Annotated in this window: 14 protein-coding genes and 1 pseudogene; 10 read left to right on the forward strand and 5 right to left on the reverse strand. The window is 64.7% G+C overall.

The annotated features are described in order from the left end of the window. The first annotated feature begins 108 nt into the window (after window positions 1-108). The 3 genes from AC5QPF_RS09690 (at window position 109) to AC5QPF_RS09700 (ending at window position 1,878) form a co-directional block, all read left to right on the forward strand. Window positions 109-540, forward strand: coding sequence for a D-Ala-D-Ala carboxypeptidase family metallohydrolase (locus AC5QPF_RS09690; RefSeq protein WP_494963004.1), 432 nt, complete (start codon window positions 109-111; stop codon window positions 538-540). 94 nt (window positions 541-634) lie between these two features. Further along, a complete protein-coding gene (locus tag AC5QPF_RS09695; protein WP_494963005.1) occupies window positions 635-946 on the forward strand; it encodes a transcriptional regulator in 312 nt (103 codons plus the stop codon). Between the two features lie 50 nt (window positions 947-996). Further along, window positions 997-1,878, forward strand: coding sequence for a pseudouridine synthase (locus AC5QPF_RS09700; RefSeq protein ID WP_494963006.1), 882 nt, complete (start codon window positions 997-999; stop codon window positions 1,876-1,878). Window positions 1,879-1,946: 68 nt separating this feature from the next. Here the strand turns inward: AC5QPF_RS09700 and AC5QPF_RS09705 are convergent, their stop codons facing one another. The 3 genes from AC5QPF_RS09705 to acnA form a co-directional block, all read right to left on the reverse strand. Beyond that, window positions 1,947-3,512 (reverse strand): methyl-accepting chemotaxis protein, encoded by a 1,566-nt coding sequence (locus AC5QPF_RS09705; RefSeq protein ID WP_494963007.1) that lies wholly within the window; start codon window positions 3,510-3,512, stop codon window positions 1,947-1,949. 192 nt (window positions 3,513-3,704) lie between these two features. Then, window positions 3,705-4,484, reverse strand: coding sequence for a CPBP family glutamic-type intramembrane protease (locus tag AC5QPF_RS09710; protein WP_494963008.1), 780 nt, complete (start codon window positions 4,482-4,484; stop codon window positions 3,705-3,707). Window positions 4,485-4,609: 125 nt separating this feature from the next. Next, window positions 4,610-7,297: an aconitate hydratase AcnA gene (acnA, locus tag AC5QPF_RS09715; protein WP_494963009.1), complete on the reverse strand. Its 2,688-nt coding sequence runs from the start codon at window positions 7,295-7,297 to the stop codon at window positions 4,610-4,612. A 256-nt stretch (window positions 7,298-7,553) separates the two neighbouring features. Between acnA and rlmM the strand changes: the two genes are divergently transcribed. The 3 genes from rlmM (at window position 7,554) to AC5QPF_RS09730 (ending at window position 11,184) form a co-directional block, all read left to right on the forward strand. Continuing rightward, entirely contained in the window at window positions 7,554-8,621 is a 1,068-nt protein-coding gene (gene rlmM, locus AC5QPF_RS09720) for a 23S rRNA (cytidine(2498)-2'-O)-methyltransferase RlmM (protein WP_494963010.1), read from the forward strand. 27 nt (window positions 8,622-8,648) lie between these two features. Then, window positions 8,649-8,891: a sulfurtransferase TusA gene (tusA, locus tag AC5QPF_RS09725; protein ID WP_330074600.1), complete on the forward strand. Its 243-nt coding sequence runs from the start codon at window positions 8,649-8,651 to the stop codon at window positions 8,889-8,891. 1,150 nt (window positions 8,892-10,041) lie between these two features. After that, window positions 10,042-11,184: a methyl-accepting chemotaxis protein gene (locus AC5QPF_RS09730; protein ID WP_494964149.1), complete on the forward strand. Its 1,143-nt coding sequence runs from the start codon at window positions 10,042-10,044 to the stop codon at window positions 11,182-11,184. Window positions 11,185-11,188: 4 nt separating this feature from the next. Here AC5QPF_RS09730 and AC5QPF_RS09735 read toward each other — a convergent pair whose 3' ends face one another. Further along, on the reverse strand, window positions 11,189-12,574 hold the full coding sequence (locus AC5QPF_RS09735) for an MATE family efflux transporter (RefSeq protein ID WP_494963011.1): 1,386 nt from the start codon (window positions 12,572-12,574) through the stop codon (window positions 11,189-11,191). Between the two features lie 247 nt (window positions 12,575-12,821). On the opposite strand from AC5QPF_RS09735, the gene pdxB reads away from it, so the two are divergent. Beyond that, window positions 12,822-13,967 carry a 4-phosphoerythronate dehydrogenase PdxB gene (gene pdxB / locus AC5QPF_RS09740; RefSeq protein ID WP_494963012.1) on the forward strand — a complete coding sequence of 382 codons (1,146 nt, stop codon included), beginning with the start codon at window positions 12,822-12,824 and terminating at the stop codon, window positions 13,965-13,967. Between the two features lie 115 nt (window positions 13,968-14,082). Here the strand turns inward: pdxB and AC5QPF_RS09745 are convergent, their stop codons facing one another. Then, window positions 14,083-14,256, reverse strand: a complete 174-nt coding sequence (locus AC5QPF_RS09745) for a PA1571 family protein (protein ID WP_494963013.1) — start codon at window positions 14,254-14,256, stop codon at window positions 14,083-14,085. A gap of 174 nt (window positions 14,257-14,430) precedes the next feature. On the opposite strand from AC5QPF_RS09745, the gene AC5QPF_RS09750 reads away from it, so the two are divergent. The 3 genes and pseudogenes from AC5QPF_RS09750 (at window position 14,431) to AC5QPF_RS09760 (ending at window position 18,037) form a co-directional block, all read left to right on the forward strand. Then, window positions 14,431-16,194 carry an ABC transporter transmembrane domain-containing protein gene (locus tag AC5QPF_RS09750; RefSeq protein ID WP_494963014.1) on the forward strand — a complete coding sequence of 588 codons (1,764 nt, stop codon included), beginning with the start codon at window positions 14,431-14,433 and terminating at the stop codon, window positions 16,192-16,194. Between the two features lie 799 nt (window positions 16,195-16,993). Further along, a pseudogene (locus AC5QPF_RS09755) lies at window positions 16,994-17,104 on the forward strand (hypothetical protein); the annotation flags it as partial. Window positions 17,105-17,332: 228 nt separating this feature from the next. Further along, complete coding sequence (locus tag AC5QPF_RS09760) at window positions 17,333-18,037, forward strand: methyl-accepting chemotaxis protein (protein WP_494964150.1); 705 nt, start codon at window positions 17,333-17,335, stop codon at window positions 18,035-18,037. Window positions 18,038-18,199 lie beyond the last annotated feature (162 nt).

The raw sequence follows: 18,199 nt of genomic DNA on the forward strand, positions 1-18,199 counted from the left end.
GTCACATCTTGATGCACAAGGATGCATGCATCGTTCCGGAGGCGATTGGAGAATCCCTGTCTGCTGGCCTCGGCCAGCATGGATCCCAACGCCAAAGGAGTGGCACGCATGTTTCTCACCCCGCATTTCACCCTCGCCGAAATGACCGCCTCGCAGATCGCCAATCGCGAAGGTCTGGACAACAACCCTGACAGCAAGACCATCGCCAACCTCGTCGAGCTGTGCAAGACCCTGGAACAGGTGCGCAGCCTGGTGGACCAGCCCTTGCTGGTCAGCAGCGGCTATCGCAGCGAAGCCCTCAATCGCCGGGTCGGCGGTTCGGTCTCCAGCGCCCACGTCCTGGGCCTTGCCGCCGACATCATCGCCGTCAGCCTGACGCCGCGACAGCTGGCGCAGCGCATCAGGGACAGCTCGCTGGCATTCGATCAACTGATCCTCGAATTCGATGGCTGGGTGCACCTGGGCCTCGCCGAACACCAGCAGCGCCGCCAGGTGCTGACCATTCGCCAGGGCACCGGCTACCTGCCAGGCCTGCAATGAATCGTGACGTCGATTGACGTTCAGGCCGTTCGCCTCCTATGCTGTATAAAGATACAGTATGCGAGGCGGGCGGCTTCATGTCCGGAGAAGAATCATGGTCAACGTCGAACAATTGAAATCCAGCGTCAACCGCATGTCCGCGGAAGAGGTCGGCGATGCCGTGCGCGAGTTGCGCCAGGATGGCCTGGTCACCGATGACCGCACGCCGTTCGGCAAGGTCCATTTCAACACCTGCTTCGCCGAGATCGAGGCGTTGTTCCAGCGTGCCGGCTTCCACCGGCCGCTGGACGTCGTGGGTTACGAGGGGCAGGCCTACGCCTTGTATGACGCCAGCCGCTGGGAGGCGGTGGCGGTGCTGCGCTGGTTGAAGGCGACCTGCGAAGGCGCGTCGATGGAGGCTGGCTGAGGCGTCAGGCATGCCGGATAATGGTCAGCCCTTCAGTAGCGAGTCTGTCCATGAGTTCCTTCGATCCGGCCAAGCATCAGGCCAGTACCGTTTGCCTGCCACCGGGTCGCTGGGCCACCGTGCTGGACTGTCTATGCGAGCATTTCCAGGCGATCGGTCGTGAGGTCTGGCTCGATCGTTTCGCTCGCGGGCGAGTGCTGGATGCTCAAGGGCAGGCCCTGGCGCTCGATCACCCCTATCGGCAGGGACTGCGCATCCACTATTTCCGGGAGGTGCCGAACGAGAAGCCGATTCCGGTGCTGGAAACCATCCTGCATGTTGATGAGCACCTGGTGGTAGCGGACAAGCCACATTTCCTCCCGGTGACGCCGACTGGCGAGTACGTCGAGCAGACCTTGCTGCGCCGTCTGATCCGGCGCCTGGACAATCCCCACCTGGTGCCCCTGCATCGTATCGATCGCCACACCGCCGGGCTGGTGCTGTTTTCCGCCAACCCGCAGAGCCGTTCGGCGTATCAGCAGCTGTTTCCCACGCGGCGCATCGACAAGCATTACCAGGCGATCGCGCCTGCCTTGCCCGGGCTGCAATTTCCCTTGGTGCACAAGAGCCGAATGGCCAATGGCGAGCCGTTCTTCCGCATGCGGGAGGTGGCGGGGGACAGCAACAGCGAGACCGTGGCGGATGTGCTGGAGCGCAATGGCGAGCTGTGGCGCTACGGGTTATCGCCGGTGACGGGCAAGACCCATCAGTTACGGGTGCATATGGCGGCACTCGGGGCACCGATCTGCAATGATCCGTTTTATCCGGAGGTCGTGCAGGGAGAGGATGACTACGCGAAACCCTTGAAACTGCTGGCCAGGAGCCTGCGCTTCAGTGATCCGTTGAGTGGGGAAGAGCGGTATTTCGAGAGTTGCCTGAGCCTTGATTGGTAGGCTCCTCTGATCCAACAAAAAAGGCCCGGAAGTTCGCGCTTCCGGGCCTTTCTGCATTTCAGCCAACTTCAGCGGTTGAACCGCTCCACCAGCGAGTACTGGGTCGTCGCGGTATGCGTCAGCTCTTCACTGAGCAGTGCCGAATGCTGCGCCTGCTCCGAGGTCTGGTCAGCCAGTGCGGCGATGGTGCTGATATTGCGGCTGATTTCTTCGGCCACCGAACTCTGCTGTTCGGTAGCAGCGGCGATCTGCGTGGCCATGTCGGTGATATTGGCCACCGCCTCGCTGATACCTACCAGCGCCTGATCGGCTTCCATCACCCGCTGCACGCCTTCCTCGGCCTGGCGGTGTCCGGCTTCCATGGTCTGCACGGCATTGCTTGCAGTTTGCTGCAGCTTGGCGATCAGTCCGTGGATCTGTCCGGTGGATTCGCTGGTGCGCTGCGCCAGCTGGCGTACCTCGTCGGCGACTACGGCGAAGCCGCGGCCCATCTCGCCGGCACGTGCTGCCTCGATGGCGGCGTTGAGCGCCAGCAGGTTGGTCTGGTCGGCGATGCCCTTGATCACATCGACCACGCCGCCGATCTCGTCGCTGTCGCGGGCCAGTTGGGTAACCGTCTGGCCGGTTTCACCCACGGCGGTGGACAGGCGCTGGATGGCGTCGCGGGTTTCCCCGGCGATGCTGCGGCCACGGTCGGTAAGGCGGTTGGCCGCCTGGGTGGCGTCGGCGGTGCGCTGCACGTGGTTGGCCACTTCCTGGGTAGTGGCGGCCATCTGGTTGACGGCAGCGGCGACCTGCTCGGTCTCGACCCGTTGGCGCTCCAGGCCGGACGAGCTGTTGTGGGCCAGGGCGTCCGATTGACGGGCCTGCTCGTTGAGGTGTTCGGCGGTGTCCTGCAGGCGGGTCAGGCAGGTCTTCAAGCGCGCGTCCTGGCTGAGCATGGCCATTTCCAGGCGGGCCTGGACGCCGCGGCTGTCGGTAAACATCTGCGCGATCAGCGGGTCTGAGGTGGTCTGCTCGGCCAGGCGCAGCAGGCGCTTGAGGCCACGTTGCTGCCAGCTCAGGCCAAGCAGGCCGAGCGGCACCGAGAGCGCAGCGGCAAGCGCGAAGCCCCAGGAGTGGCCCAGCCAGAGGCCGATGAGGAAGCCGATCTGGCTGACCATGATGAACGGCAGCCAGTCCTGCAGCACCGGCAGCCACTTGTCACGGCGCGGGATCGCCGACTTGCCGTCGTTGATGCGTTTGTACAGCGCTTCGGCGCGGCGCACCTGCTCGGCGGTCGGCTTGACCCGCACTGACTCATAGCCGACTACCTGATTGTTCTCGAAGATCGGCGTGACGTAGGCATTGACCCAGTAGTGGTCGCCGGACTTGCAGCGGTTCTTGACGATGCCCATCCACGGCAGGCCCTGCTTCAGGGTCGTCCACATGTGGGCGAAGACCGCTGGCGGTACGTCGGGGTGGCGAACCAGGTTATGCGGGGCGCGCATCAACTCTTCGCGCGAAAAACCGCTGATATCGATGAAAGCGTCGTTGCAGTAGGTAATGACACCCTTGGCATCGGTAGTCGAAATCAACCGTTGTTGGGCAGGGAAAGTCCGTTCGCGCTGGGTAATCGGCTGGTTGTTACGCATAAGCTGTTCAATCCGCAAGGCTTTCGTGTGATATCGGCAAGGACACGAAATTATTGAATGAATATTTGGGTTTTATTGATCTTGCTCAATATTCGCCAGGGCCGCCTGAACTATGGAAATTCGTCACGTTCGGGATATTTGCGCGCATTCTTTCACATTTTCGCAACATAAGTCAGTCGGTGACCGATAGGTTCAGGGGGTCGCCTTGAGCGGGTAGGTGAACAGGGCGAAATGCGCGAGGTTCAGTCCGAAGTGCGCCAGCAGTGCCGCCGGCAGTCCGCCATGGCGCCAGGCTAGCCCATAACCGGCCCCGGCCAGCGTCGCCAGGGCGACCCACGGCCAGCCGCCACCGACATGGGCCAGGCCGAACAGCAGCGCGGCAAGCAGCAAGGCCAGGTTGTCACCCTGGCGCAGTGGGGCGAACAGACGTTGCAGGCCGCCTTGAAGATAGCCGCGAAACAATGCTTCCTCGACCAGGCTGACCAGCAGCAGGTTGTTGGCGGCCCACAGCCAGGCCAGGGGTGGCCATTTCGGCGACCAGTCCACCCTACCCAGCAGCCATGCACTGCCCAGGCAGGCCAGGCTGGTCAGCACTGCCGCCAATACTGCGAGCCTGGGTTGCGGCTGGCGGGCCATGACGATCCACGGACAGGCCAGCAACAGCCAGAAGCCGATCAGGGGTTTGTCCAGGTTGAGGTGCATGGAGAAGGGAATGGCATCGGCGCTGAAGCGTGTCTGGTCGATGACCCGGGTGTTGTCGAAGCCTGGCAGCCAGTGCAGAGCGAGGGCCACGCCGGTGAGGACGAACAGGGTGTGGCCGAGGATCTTCCAGTGTCGGAGGCGGGTGGGTTGCACCAGCCAGCCGCTGCACAGCAGCAGAGCGAAGGCCGGCAGGCTGGCGAGACCGAGGTGGCCATGGCTCAGGGCCAGGGCATAGCCCAGGGCGAGCAGGGCCAGTAGGAAAGCGCGCATGTCGAATCCTTGTCGATAAGGCATGCAGGCTTCGACTGCATCAATCGCAAACAGGACACACAAACGACGCGGACCTTGTGCCGCGGGTTCACCGGGATGCCGCTTCCACAGGGTCCGCGTCGTTTTTAGCGGGCGATCATCTGCCGCAATACGTAGTGCAGGATGCCGCCTGCCTTGAAGTACTCCACTTCGTTAAGCGTATCGATCCGGCACAACACGGCGATGGTTTGCGCACTGCGATCCTCCCGGGTGATACGCAGTTCCAGGCTCATGTGCGGTTCAATCTTCACCCCGCTCAACCCGAGAATGTCGATCTTCTCCCGTCCGGTCAGCCCGAGCTGCTTGCGATCCTGTCCGGCACTGAACTGCAGCGGCAGCACGCCCATGCCCACCAGGTTGGAGCGGTGGATACGTTCGAAACTCTCCGCCAGCACTGCCTTGACCCCCAGCAGGTTGGTGCCCTTGGCCGCCCAGTCGCGGCTGGAGCCGGTGCCGTATTCCTGTCCGGCGATCACCACCAGTGGCGTGCATTCGTCGCGGTAGCGCATGGCCGCATCATAGATCGCCAGCTTCTCGCCACTGGGCACGTGCAGGGTATTGCCGCCTTCCTCACCGCCGAGCATCTCGTTGCGGATGCGGATATTGGCGAAGGTGCCGCGCATCATCACTTCATGGTTGCCGCGTCGTGAACCATAGGAGTTGAAGTCCCGCGGTTCGACGCCCTTGTCGCGCAGGTAGCGCCCGGCCGGGCTGTCGGCCTTGATGTTGCCGGCTGGCGAAATATGGTCGGTGGTCACCGAGTCGCCGAGCAGGGCCAGGATGCGCGCGCCGTGCACGTCCTCGATCTTCGGTGGCGGGCCGGAAATGCTGTCGAAGAACGGCGGATGCTGGATGTAAGTGGAATCGTCCTGCCAGACGTAGGTGGCGGCCTGTGGCACTTCGATGGCCTGCCATTGCTCGTCGCCGGCGAAAACCTCGGCGTATTCCTTGTGGAACATCTGCGTATCCACCTGGGCCACGGCTGTGGCGATTTCCTGCTGGCTCGGCCAGATGTCCCGCAGGTAAACCGGCTGGCCATTGCGGTCGTTGCCCAGCGGGTCCTGGCTCAGGTCCAGGCGCACGCTGCCGGTCAGGGCATAGGCCACTACCAGCGGCGGCGAGGCCAGCCAGTTGGTCTTGACCAGCGGATGCACGCGACCTTCGAAGTTGCGGTTACCCGAGAGCACCGAGGCCACCACCAGGTCGGCCTTGCCGATGGCGCTTTCGATCGGCTCGGCCAGCGGTCCGGAGTTGCCGATGCAGGTGGTGCAACCATAGCCCACCAGGTCGAAACCCAGTTCATCGAGGTAGCGGGTCAGGCCGGCGGCCTTGTAGTAGTCGGTCACCACCTTGGAACCGGGGGCTAGCGAACTCTTCACCCAGGGTTTGCGTTGCAGGCCTTTTTCCACCGCCTTCTTCGCCAGCAGGCCGGCGGCCATCATCACGCTGGGATTGGAAGTGTTGGTGCAGGAGGTGATAGCCGCGATGACCACGGCACCGTCCTTCAGCGTGTGTTGCTGACCCTCGAAATCGAAGCGGATCTCGCCGTGGCCCTCGGCACTGGCCTTGCGCGCATTGAGGCCGAGGAAATCATCGAAGGCTGCGCTTACGCCGGGCAGGGCAACGTGGTCCTGTGGGCGTTTCGGCCCGGCCAGACTGGCCTGCACATCGTTCATGTCCAGCGCCAGGGTGTCGCTGAACAGTGGTTCCTGGCCGGGCTCGCGCCACAGGCCCTGGGCCTTGCAGTAGGCCTCCACCAGCGCCACGCTGTCCGTCGGGCGCCCGGACAGGCGCAGGTAGTCGAGGGTCACGTCGTCCACCGGGAAGAAGCCGCAGGTGGCGCCATATTCCGGGGCCATGTTGGCCAGGGTGGCACGGTCAGCCAGCGGCAGGTCGGCGAGGCCGTCGCCGTAGAATTCGACGAATTTCCCGACCACGCCTTTCTTGCGCAGCATCTGCGTGACCGTCAGCACCAGGTCGGTGGCGGTGATGCCTTCGCGCAGCTTGCCGGTGAGCTTGAAGCCGATCACTTCCGGAATCAGCATCGACACCGGCTGGCCGAGCATGGCCGCTTCCGCCTCGATGCCGCCGACGCCCCAGCCGAGTACGCCGAGTCCGTTGATCATGGTGGTGTGGGAGTCGGTGCCGACCAGGGTGTCGGGGAAGGCGTAGGTGCGGCCATCTTCCTCGCGGGTCCACACCGTGCGGCCCAGGTATTCGAGGTTGACCTGGTGACAGATGCCGGTGCCCGGTGGCACCACGCGGAAGTTGGCGAAGGCGTTCTGGCCCCAGCGCAGGAAGGCATAGCGTTCGCCGTTGCGTTGCATCTCGATGTCAACGTTTTCAGCAAAGGCTTCAGGGCTGGCGTAGCGGTCGACCATCACCGAGTGGTCGATCACCAGGTCCACCGGCGACAGCGGATTGATCCGCTGCGGATCGCCACCGGCCTTGGCCATGGCCGCGCGCATCGCGGCGAGGTCGACCACTGCGGGCACCCCGGTGAAGTCCTGCATCAATACCCGCGCCGGGCGGTACTGGATCTCGCGGTCGGAGCGACGCTCCCGCAGCCAGGCGGCGAGGGCGCGCAGGTCGTCGCCGTTGACGGTCTCGCCGTCTTCCCAGCGCAGCAGGTTTTCCAGCAGCACCTTGAGCGACATCGGCAGTTTCTGCAGATCACCGAGGCTGCGGGCGGCGTCGGTCAGGCTGTAATAATGGTAGTCGCGGCCATTCACGGCCAGGGTCTTGAGGGTTTTCAGGCTGTCGAGCGAGGACATTGACCAACTCCTTCTGGGTCGGTGCACGGCTGTCGTGTCCGCTGTCGCCGTCACACCGGCTCTTTCACGGTCCGCACGGCACGGACCTGGCTGAACGGTCAGATTAGCCCCGTTTGGCTGATCCGACCCTTTACTGGACCGGCGGGGCATGTCGCCGGTTCCGAAACTCCTTTATCATTCGCCGATTTTCCGCCGGGGCAGCTTGTCCCCGGTCAAGGTCGCTGGCCATGGCCCGCCGACTGTTCTGGAGTACGTGATGAATACCCTGTTCCTGCACTGCCGGCCCGGTTTCGAGGGTGAGGTCTGTTCCGAGATGAGCGAACACGCCGCGCTGCTCGGTGTGGCCGGCTATGCCAAGGCCAAGCCGCAGAGCGCCTGTGCCGAATTCATCTGCAACGACGCCGAGGGCGCCGAGCGGATCATGAGCGCGCTGCGTTTCAAGCAGTTGATCTTCCCCCGCCAGTGGGCTCGCGGCAGCTTCGTCGAGCTGCCGGAAACCGACCGCATCAGCGTTTTGCTTGAACACCTGGCCGGTTATCCACAGGCCGGCAGCCTGTGGCTGGAGGTGATGGACAGCAATGACGGCAAGGAACTGTCCACCTTTTGCCGCAAGTTCGAGGTCCCGCTGCGCAAGGCTCTGGTTAAAGCGGGGCGGCTGAAGGAGAAGGACGGCCCGGGCCCGCGCCTGCTGCTGACCTTCGTCAGTGGCCGACGGGTGTTCCTCGGCCTGGCCGACGCGGACAATTCGGCGATGTGGCCAATGGGCATCCCGCGTCTGAAATTCCCCCGCGAGGCGCCGAGCCGTTCGACCCTCAAGCTGGAAGAGGCCTGGCACCACTTCATCCCTCGCGAGCAGTGGGAGCAGCGCCTGTCCGACGACATGACCGGCGTCGACCTCGGTGCCGCGCCGGGCGGCTGGACCTACCAGTTGGTGCGCCGCGGCATGCTGGTCACCGCCATTGACAACGGGCCGATGGCGGAAAGCCTGATGGACACCGGCCTGGTCCAGCACCTGATGGTCGATGGCTTCACCTGGAAGCCGAAGCAGACCGTCGACTGGATGGTCTGCGATATCGTCGAGAAGCCGGCGCGCACCGCGGCGATGATCGAGGACTGGCTGGGCGGTGGGCACTGCCGCGAGGCGGTGGTCAACCTCAAGCTGCCGATGAAGCAGCGCTATGCCGAGGTGCGGCGCCTGCTGGAGCGCATCGAGGAAGGTTTCAAGGCGCGCAAGGTCAAGGTGTCCATCGGCTGCAAGCAGCTCTACCACGACCGCGAGGAAGTCACCTGCCACCTGCGCCGTCTCGACCTCAAGCCACGCTGATCAATCACCGAATTGCGGAGTTCCCGAATGACCGATTTCACCCCCGATGCCGTGCTCGATGCCACCGGCCTGAACTGCCCGGAACCGGTGATGATGCTGCATCAATATGTGCGTGACCTGGCCGCTGGCGGCCTGCTCAAGGTCATCGCCACCGACCCGTCCACCCGCCGCGACATTCCCAAATTCTGCGTGTTCCTCGGCCATGAGCTGGTGCAGCAGGAGGAAGAGGGCGGTACCTACCTGTACTGGATCCGCAAGAAGCTCGACTGAGCCCGATACACGCCTGCCTGTTACACCTGCTGTTTCTTCCGGTGACGACTGCACCGGCACTGTGCACGGAACGGGTGCGAAGCCACTGCTCGCACCCGGTGCCGGCACTGTCTCCTCCTGACTTCCCTGTATCCGGCACACAGGTTGCTAGCCAAACGCTATCACCCAGGGTCCGTGCGGAAACGTTTATGCGACCTGCGATCCCGGGGGGCCTAATAAGCGCAGGAGTGGGTTCATGAACCGTCTGTTGTCACCGGGTGCGCGTCTGTTGGGGCGTTTCGGCTTCGCCCGCAAATTCCAGTTGCTGTTTCTTCTGTTCATGTTGCCGCTGGTGTTCAGTCTCGGGCTGATCGGCATGGATTACCGTGCCCGGCTCGCGGTGATCGCCGGCGAGCAGTCGGGGGTGCGCCAGTTACAGGTGCTCGATGACCTGGAGCGCGAGCTGTCCGCCCAGCGGTATCGGGCGGCGCGCTGGAAAGCCGTCGACATTCTGCGTGAACCCACGACCGAGACGCGGCAACTGATGAGCGAGATCGATGCCGCGCTGCCGCGTATCGATCAGGCGCTGAAAAATCTGCGTGCTACCCTGGACCGGGAAAAGGCCGGCACCGACACCCTGGCCCGTTTTGACGCCCTGCAGGGCTCGTTGGCCGGCCTCGACAGCCAGTCCCTGCGGGGGCTTGGCTGGTGGCCGGATGGTTATGATCGTTTCACGGCCACCCTCGGCCGTCTGCAGGCGTTGCGCGAGCAGATAGCCATGGACACCGGGCTGATCCTGGACCCATGGCTGGAAACCTACCTGTTGATGCAGCTGGCGACCCAGCAGACGCCGGAGTTGATCGAGCGCATTGGCCGCATGGCCAGCATTGGCCAAACCTCGGTGGTCACCGGCCAGTTCAGCCTGCAGAGCCGTTTGCAGATGCGCGACCTGCGTAGCCGTATCGCCGATGCCCGAGAGCAGATGGACAAGACCGCAGATGCCTTGAAGACCCGCCTGCCACCGGAGTTGCAGGGCTGGGCCGATCGATATGCGGCGAGCCTGAAGGTGCTGGATACGCAACTGAAGGTGCTGGATGACGGCGTGTTCGCGGGCAGCATCACGCTCAAACCGGCCGATTTCGAAGCCAGCATCGGGCGCCTGCTGGACGAGATGGTCGGGCTGCGCGGGCAGTCGTTGCAGTCGCTGGACGAGCGGCTGGATCACTACCACGACCAATCCAATCGCGAATTCATCCCGGTGGGGGTGACCATCGGTTTGCTGCTGCTGGTCGCGCTGTACCTGTTCGCCTGCCTGCAGGCGTCGATCCGGCGCAGTGCCAGCGGCATCACCACCCTGGCCGAGTCGCTGCGTGACGGTAACCTGTGCGTCGAAGTATCGGTGCAAGGGCGCGATGAACTGGCGAGTATCAGCCAGGCGCTGAACGTCGCCGTGGTGCAATTGCGCGCCAGCCTGCTGGGGGTCAACCAGGAGACGCGCCAGGTAGGCTCGGCGGTGCAGACCCTGACTGTGCAGGCCAACGGCACCTTGCAGGATGTGGAGCGCCAGCAACAGCAGATCAGCCAGATCGCCGCCGCTGCGACCCAGCTCGCCGCCACCTCGCAGGAGGTGGCGCGCAGCTGCGAGCACGCCTCCGACAGCGCCCGGCACACCCGCAGGATCGCTGAAGACAGTAGTCACGACAGCCAGCGCACCACCGACAGCATCCAGCAGCTCAATCGACGCCTGACCGAGACCGCCGAGGCGCTGGGGCGGGTCAGCGAGCAGGGCCAGCAGATCCAGTCGGTGGTCGATGCCATCCGTGGTATCGCCGAACAGACCAATCTGTTGGCGCTCAACGCGGCCATCGAGGCGGCGCGGGCGGGGGAGCAAGGGCGTGGTTTTGCCGTGGTGGCCGACGAGGTGCGCAGCCTGTCGCAGCGTACCCAGGCGTCCACGGCGCAGATCGCGGCGACTGTGGACAGCCTGCGCTCCACGGTCGACCAGGCCGTCGGGCTGATGGAAAGCGCCTGTGGCCAGGCGGTCGGCGATGCCCAGGCGGTCACCGGGTTGGGTCAACGCTTGGGCGAAATCGCAGCGGCCACGCAGGGCGTGACCGACACCCTGGCGCAGATCCTCTCGGCGGTTGAAGAGCAGACCGGTACCGCCGATGAAGTCAGCGGCAATATCCAGCAGGTCGACCAGGCGGCCGGGCGTCTGCTGGACGGGGCTCGGGCGGTGAATCAGGCGGCGGACAGCTTGAGCGAGGGCAGTCGCGCCCTCAGCGATAACACCGCGCGCTTCACCCTGAACTGAGGCATCAGTCCCGTGCGGCCCGGCGGATATGCCGCCGGGTGCTGCGCGCCAGGCGGATCGACAGCATCAGCGCCGCACAGGTCAGACCGGCGATCAGGCCCTGCCACAGGCCGCTCGGGCCGCTGGCCGGGCCGAGGTGGTCGGTGAGGCCGAGCAGGTAGCCCACCGGCAGTCCGATGCCCCAGTAGGCGAACAGGGTCAGGATCATGGTCACGCGGGTGTCCTGGTAACCGCGCAGGGCGCCGGCGCAGATGACCTGGATGGCATCGGAGAACTGGTACAGCGCGGCGAACACGATCAGCATCGCGGCGATCTGGATCACCGCAGTATCCGGGGTGTAGATCGAGGCGATCTGCTCGCGCAGGAGCAGGATCAGGCTGGCGGAGAACGCCGCGAACACCAGCGCCGTGCCCAGGCCCACCAGCGAGGCGAAGCGCGCCTGGAGCGCATCGCCGGCACCCACTGCCTGGCCGACCCGCACGGTCACCGCCATTCCCAGCGAGTAAGGGATCATGAACAGCAGCGAGCTGATGTTCAGGGCGATCTGGTGCCCGGCCACCACGGTCGGGCCGAGGCTGCCGATGAGCAGGGCGATCACCGCGAAGATGCTCGACTCGGCGAACACCGCGATGCCGATCGGCAGGCCGATGCCGAGCAGGCGCTTGATCACCGTCCATTGCGGCCGTTCGACCTTGGTCAGCACACGGCTGTCAGCATAGGCCGGGGCCCAGCGGCTCCAGCCGGCCATGCTCAGGGCCATGAACCAGCCGACGATGCCCGTGGCCCAGCCGCAACCGACGCCGCCCAGTGCCGGCAGGCCGAAGTGGCCGTAGATGAGGATCCAGTTCAGCGGGATGTTCAGCAGCAACCCGCACAGGCCGATGACCATGCTCGGCCGGGTGCGCCCGAGTCCGTCGCTGTAGCAGCGCAGCACGTAGTACAGGGCGATGCCGGGGAAGCCGAAGGCGATGCCATGCAGGTAGCCCATGCTTGGGCCGATCAGCGATGGATCGACTTTCATCCAGTGCAGGATGGGTTCGGCGCTGAGCAGCAGGGTGCTGGCCAGCAGACCTACCACCAATGCCAGCCATAGCGCTTGGCGTACAAGCGGGCCGATCTCGCCGTGCTGGCCAGCGCCGAAGCGCTGTGCCACCTTGGGCGTGGTGGCCAGGAGGATGCCGGTCATCAGCAGGTACACCGGGATCCAGATCGAGTTGCCCAGGGCCACAGCCGCCAGGTCGCCGGGGCTGACGCGGCCGGCCATCACCGCATCGACGAAACCCATGGCGGTGGTCGCCAGTTGCGCGACGATGATGGGTGTCGCCAGGCGCATCAGGCTGCGCACTTCGGTGCGGATGCGGGCGGGGCGGGAGAGGGTGGTGCTGGTCATTGGGTCGTCTGAGACTGTTGCGGAAAACCGGCAAGTTTACGCCTTGACGCGTCGGTCAGGAAATAGCTGGTGGCTGACGCGGATCCTGTGGGAACGGGTTCACCCGCGATTGCGATGGTGGGCCCACCACCGCAATCGCGGGTAAACCCGCTCCCACAGGGATTGCGGTCGGCTTTGCAAGAGTGGAAAAAGACATGGCCCACCTGATGCTCTGCCCCTACACTGCGATCCCCTCAAGGAGATCGCCATGCTCATAGTCGCCGACGAAAATATCCCGCTCCTCGATGCCTTCTTCGCAGGCTTCGGCGAGATCCGCCGCTATCCGGGCCGGGCCATCGACCGCGACTGCGTGCGCGACGCGGACGTGCTGCTGGTGCGCTCGGTGACCAAGGTCGACCGCGCGCTGCTCGAAGGCAGCCAGGTGCGCTTCGTCGGCACCTGCACCATCGGCACCGACCACCTCGACCTGGGCTGGTTCGCCGAAGCCGGGATCCACTGGTCCAGCGCGCCGGGCTGCAACGCCCGCGGCGTGGTGGACTATGTGCTCGGCAGCCTGCTGACCCTGGCCGAGCTGGACGGTGCCGACCTGGCCACGCGCACCTATGGTGTGGTCGGCGCCGGCGAGGTGGGCGGGCGCCTGGTCCAGGTGCTGCGCGGGCTGGGCTGGAAGGTGCTGGTCTGCGACCCGCCGCGGCAGGCGGCGGAGGGCGGTGACCATGTCGGGCTGGAGCGGATCCTCGCCGAGTGCGACGTGATCAGCTTGCACACCCCGCTGACCCGCTCCGGCGAACAGGCCACCTGGCATCTGCTGGACGCGCAGCGTCTGGCACAACTGCGTCAGGGCGCCTGGCTGATCAACGCCGCCCGCGGGCCGGTGATCGACAACGCTGCCCTGCGCGAACTGCTGCTGCAGCGTGAGGACGTACTGGCGGTGCTGGATGTGTGGGAGGAGGAGCCGTTGGTGGATGTGGACCTGGCCGACCTGTGCGTCATCGCCACCCCGCATATCGCCGGCTACAGCCTCGATGGCAAGCAGCGCGGCACGGCGCAGATCTACCAGGCGTACTGTGCCTGGCGTGGCGAGGTGGAGCAGGTGCAACTGGTGGACCTGCTGCCCCGGCCCTGGCTGGCGCGTGTGGAGTTGCATGCCGACTGCGATCCGGCGTGGGCTATGGCGACGCTGTGCCGGGCGGTGTACGACCCGCGCCGCGACGATGCGGATTTGCGCCGTAGCCTGGGAGATGACCCGGTGGCGCAGAGGATGGCGTTCGATGTGCTGCGCAAGCAGTATCCGGTGCGGCGGGAGATCGAGGGGCTGGGGGTGCGGATCGAGGGCGACGCTCCGGAACTGCGGCGGATTGCGCTGGCCTTGGGGTGTGTGGTCGAAGGCTGACTGTTCGTCGCTCTCCCGGGCCCTATCGCTCGCTTGCCAGTGATGAGGTCCCAGAGAACACCACCCATTAAAAAACCCGGCGCAAGCGCCGGGTTTCGAAAGAGGGGGTGAGACTTCAGCCTTTTTTCGCCGATTTGTCCCGGCTTTTTTCCAGCTCCTGGCAAGCTTGCTGGATCATTTCTTCGGTGATCGGAATCTCGCGCCCTTGCGCGTCGATGATCGAACCGTGCGCCGGAACCGGCTGGGTAGGACGTTGTTGCGGGTTGCTGCTGCTATGCTGCAGGCTCATTTCCTGTCTCCTCATCAGGTGGCTAGCCCAGATTAATCACGCGTGATGACCAGGCTGTGACAACTCCCTTGGCTGTCTCATCATGCGAACGGACAGTGCAACAGAAAGTTCATTCGTTCACCAGTGGTACCTTAGACCGATGCGCTCTAAGGTCCTCAGCACACGGCAATTCCCATGATCAATCCGCTTTCCTCCCGCCAGCGCCAGGCCCTGCGCCTGGCCTGGCGCTTCGTTCGCCCGTATCGATCCCAGTCATTGCTGGCCTTGCTCGCGCTGGTGATCACCGCCGCAATCACCCTGTCGATGGGCCAGGGCATCCGCCTGCTGGTGGACCAAGGCTTCGTCACTCGCTCTCCAGACCTGCTTGGCCAGTCCATCGCGCTGTTCATGGCCCTGGTGCTGGCCCTGGCCGTAGGCACCTTCAGCCGGTTCTACCTGGTCTCGTGGATCGGCGAGCGGGTGGTGGCCGATATCCGCCAGCAGGTCTTCGATCACCTGCTGAGCCTGCATCCAGGCTTCTTCGAGCACAACCGCAGCGCTGAGATCCAGTCACGGCTGACCGCCGACACCACGTTGCTGCAATCGGTGATCGGCTCGTCGCTGTCGCTTTTCCTGCGCAACATGCTGATGGTCATCGGCGGTATCGTCCTGTTGTTCGTCACCAACCCCAAGCTGACCAGCATCGTGGTTCTCGCCCTGCCGCTGGTGCTGGCGCCGATACTGGTGTTCGGCCGCCGGGTGCGCACGCTGTCTCGACAGAGCCAGGACCGCATTGCTGATGTCGGCACCTACGTCGCGGAAACCCTTGGTCAGATCAAGACGGTGCAGGCCTACAATCACCAGCCGCGGGATCGCCAGCGCTTCGGCGAAACGGTGGAGGCGGCCTTCGCCACCGCACGCAAGCGCATCGTCCAGCGGGCCTGGCTGATCACCCTGGTGATCGTGCTGGTGCTCGGTGCGGTGGGGGTGATGCTCTGGGTCGGTGGCATGGACGTGATCGCCGGGCGCATCTCCGGTGGTGACCTGGCGGCTTTCGTGTTCTATAGCCTGATCGTCGGCAGTGCCTTCGGTACTGTCAGCGAAGTCATCGGCGAACTGCAGCGCGCCGCCGGTGCAGCCGAGCGTATCGCTGAGCTGCTGGCGGCGCGCAGCGAGATCGTCGCGCCGGTCGGTGGCGGTATCCCATTACCGGAACGGGTCCGCGGCGAACTGGACCTGCAAGGCCTGCGTTTTGCCTATCCCTCGCGGCCCGAACGTCCCGCCATCGACGGTCTCGACCTGCATGTCGAACCTGGTCAGACCCTGGCACTGGTCGGGCCGTCAGGCGCGGGCAAGTCGACCCTGTTCGACCTGCTCCTGCGTTTCTACGACCCGCAGGAAGGCCGCATTTTCCTTGATGGCCAACCTCTTGCCGAGCTCGATCCCCAGGACCTGCGCCGCCAGTTCGCCCTGGTGGCGCAGAATCCGGCGCTGTTCTTCGGCACGGTCGAGGACAACATCCGCTACGGCCGCGCCGACGCCAGCTTCGCCGAGGTCGAGGCCGCCGCGCGCAGCGCTCATGCTCATGAGTTCATCCTGCAACTGCCCCAGGGCTACCAGACTCACCTGGGCGATGCCGGCCTCGGTCTCTCGGGTGGCCAGCGTCAGCGCCTGGCGATCGCCCGGGCCCTTTTGGTGGACGCACCGATCTTGCTGCTCGACGAAGCCACCAGCGCCCTCGACGCACAAAGCGAGTATCTGATCCAGCAGGCCTTGCCCACCCTGATGGCCGGACGCACGACCCTGGTCATTGCCCATCGCCTCGCCACCGTGCAGCACGCCGACCGCATCGCGGTGATCGATGGCGGACGAATGGTGGCGATTGGCAGTCACCGCCAATTGATTGCGGAAAACCCCTTGTATGCACGACTCGCGGCGCTGCAGTTCAGCCCGGAATAGAGCGCCGGGTGGATTTTTTACAGTTATGTGACAGTGGCTGGGGAAATTGTCACATTTCTGTAGCAATCCCCTGAGAGTATCCCTTTCAACTGTTGCGTAAATGCTCGATGCAGTTGGCTGCCGTTGCGATGGCAGCTTTTTTTTGCCTGTGAATCGACGACATGGATGTCTGTGGTCGGCACTGCCGCCGTTTTTTAGCCCTCCGAGATCCTCGCCGATGCCTCTGCGTACTTCCCTGCGAATGCAAATCCTTGCTCTGCTTGCCGGCAGCCTGCTGGCGATGCTGCTGATCGCCCTGGTCTGTTTCCGCCTGCTGTCCGCCAGCGTCGACGGTTACGGCCAGCTGGTCGACGGCCCGCTGCGTGCCTCGCAGCAGATCGACGAAGCCAACCTGCAGTTCAAGATTCAGGTCCAGGAATGGAAGAACGTGCTTCTGCGCGGCAAGCAGCCGGCGGACCTGGACAAGTACTGGCAGCAGTTCAAGGCTCAGGAGCGTTTGGTCCAGGACATCCTCGACCATCTGGTGCGGGAGAACGTTGCCGATGCGTCGCTGCGTGCCGACCTGGTGCAGTTGCAGGAGAGCCATCGCCAGTTGGGTGAGGCCTACGCTCGCGGGCGTGATGCCTTCCTCGCCGCGGGTGCCGATCCGACCGCTGGCGACCAGGCGGTGAAGGGCGTGGACCGTGCCGCCAGCGAGCAGATGAGCGCCCTGGTTAACCAGTTGCGTGCCGCTTCCTCGGCCCAGGCCGGGGAGATCAGCGCCGAGGCCCAGCGCACGGTGTGGCTTGGCCTGCTGGTGATGCTGGCATCGGCCCTGGCCATCGGCGTGTTCAGCCTGTGGCTGGTCAACCGGAGTCTGATCGAGCCGATCCGCCGTCTCATCGAATATGTCGCGCATCTCAGTCAGGGCCGCTTCGACGCCCGCGTCGCCAGCGATCGCCAGGATGAACTGGGTCGCCTTGCGATAGCTGCCAATACCCTGCGCGACTTCCTGTCGGAAACCGTCGGTCGCTTGCAGGACAATGCTGGCGAACTGGAAAACGCCAGCGGCGACCTGCGCAAACTGGCCGGCGGCATGGCGCGCGGCACTGACGACCAGTTCCAGCGCACTGACCAGGTGGCCACGGCGATGCACGAGATGTCTGCCACCGCTCAGGAAGTCGCCCGGCATGCCGCCGAAGCGGCCAAGGCGGCCGACGACGCCGACCACAGCGCCCAGGCTGGCGAGCAGGTGATGCAGGCGACCATCGACACCATTTCCAGGGTCAATCGCGAGATCAGTGGTACCGCCGAAGTGATTCGCCACCTGGAGCAGGACAGTGCGCGGATCGGCAAGGTGCTGGAGGTGATCCGTGGCATTGCCGAGCAGACCAACCTGCTGGCCCTCAACGCGGCCATCGAGGCGGCGCGGGCCGGGGAAGCCGGGCGCGGTTTCGCCGTGGTGGCGGATGAAGTGCGCAACCTGGCGCAACGCACCGCCTCGTCGATCGCCGAGATCAACCAGATCATCAGTGCCGTGCAGTCCGGCGCGGTGGAGGCGGTGAAGGCCATCGAGAGCGGTCAGGCGCGTTCGGAGGAGGGCACCGAGCAGGTCCAGCGCGCAGGGGAGATGCTGCAGCGCATCACCCTGGCGGTGGAAGCGATTCGCGACATGAACCGGCAGATCGCCACGGCGGCGGAAGAGCAGACCAGCGTTGCCGAGGATATCTCGCGCAACCTGATCGAGATCACCCGGATCGCCACCGATAACCAGGATGCCGTACAGCGTACCGAGCGGGCGGGGCATCGGTTGCACGAACTGTCTGGACAACTCGGCGAAGTGACGGCGCGGTTGAGCGCCTGATTCTCCGGCCAAAACCAGGGGGAAATCCGCCACTCAGCGGATAATTGCCCGGTGTCGATGGCGGAATCCCGCCAGAAAAACCTCGAAATATGGGGTGCGACCCTACGCCTCGCCTATTAGCCATTGGTCGCGACAAAGTTGGCCCGCTTAATGCTTTAAGGC

Source organism: Pseudomonas sp. Con_6, assembly GCF_059379395.1.

Coding starts and splice junctions, on each gene's coding strand:
- AC5QPF_RS09690 (WP_494963004.1), top strand. CDS start 109: ATGTTTCTCACCCCGCATTTCACCCTCGCCGAAATGACCGCCTCGCAG.
- AC5QPF_RS09695 (WP_494963005.1), top strand. CDS start 635: ATGGTCAACGTCGAACAATTGAAATCCAGCGTCAACCGCATGTCCGCG.
- AC5QPF_RS09700 (WP_494963006.1), top strand. CDS start 997: ATGAGTTCCTTCGATCCGGCCAAGCATCAGGCCAGTACCGTTTGCCTG.
- AC5QPF_RS09705 (WP_494963007.1), bottom strand. CDS start 3,512: ATGCGTAACAACCAGCCGATTACCCAGCGCGAACGGACTTTCCCTGCC.
- AC5QPF_RS09710 (WP_494963008.1), bottom strand. CDS start 4,484: ATGCGCGCTTTCCTACTGGCCCTGCTCGCCCTGGGCTATGCCCTGGCC.
- acnA (WP_494963009.1), bottom strand. CDS start 7,297: ATGTCCTCGCTCGACAGCCTGAAAACCCTCAAGACCCTGGCCGTGAAT.
- rlmM (WP_494963010.1), top strand. CDS start 7,554: ATGAATACCCTGTTCCTGCACTGCCGGCCCGGTTTCGAGGGTGAGGTC.
- tusA (WP_330074600.1), top strand. CDS start 8,649: ATGACCGATTTCACCCCCGATGCCGTGCTCGATGCCACCGGCCTGAAC.
- AC5QPF_RS09730 (WP_494964149.1), top strand. CDS start 10,042: ATGGTCGGGCTGCGCGGGCAGTCGTTGCAGTCGCTGGACGAGCGGCTG.
- AC5QPF_RS09735 (WP_494963011.1), bottom strand. CDS start 12,574: ATGACCAGCACCACCCTCTCCCGCCCCGCCCGCATCCGCACCGAAGTG.
- pdxB (WP_494963012.1), top strand. CDS start 12,822: ATGCTCATAGTCGCCGACGAAAATATCCCGCTCCTCGATGCCTTCTTC.
- AC5QPF_RS09745 (WP_494963013.1), bottom strand. CDS start 14,256: ATGAGCCTGCAGCATAGCAGCAGCAACCCGCAACAACGTCCTACCCAG.
- AC5QPF_RS09750 (WP_494963014.1), top strand. CDS start 14,431: ATGATCAATCCGCTTTCCTCCCGCCAGCGCCAGGCCCTGCGCCTGGCC.
- AC5QPF_RS09760 (WP_494964150.1), top strand. CDS start 17,333: ATGTCTGCCACCGCTCAGGAAGTCGCCCGGCATGCCGCCGAAGCGGCC.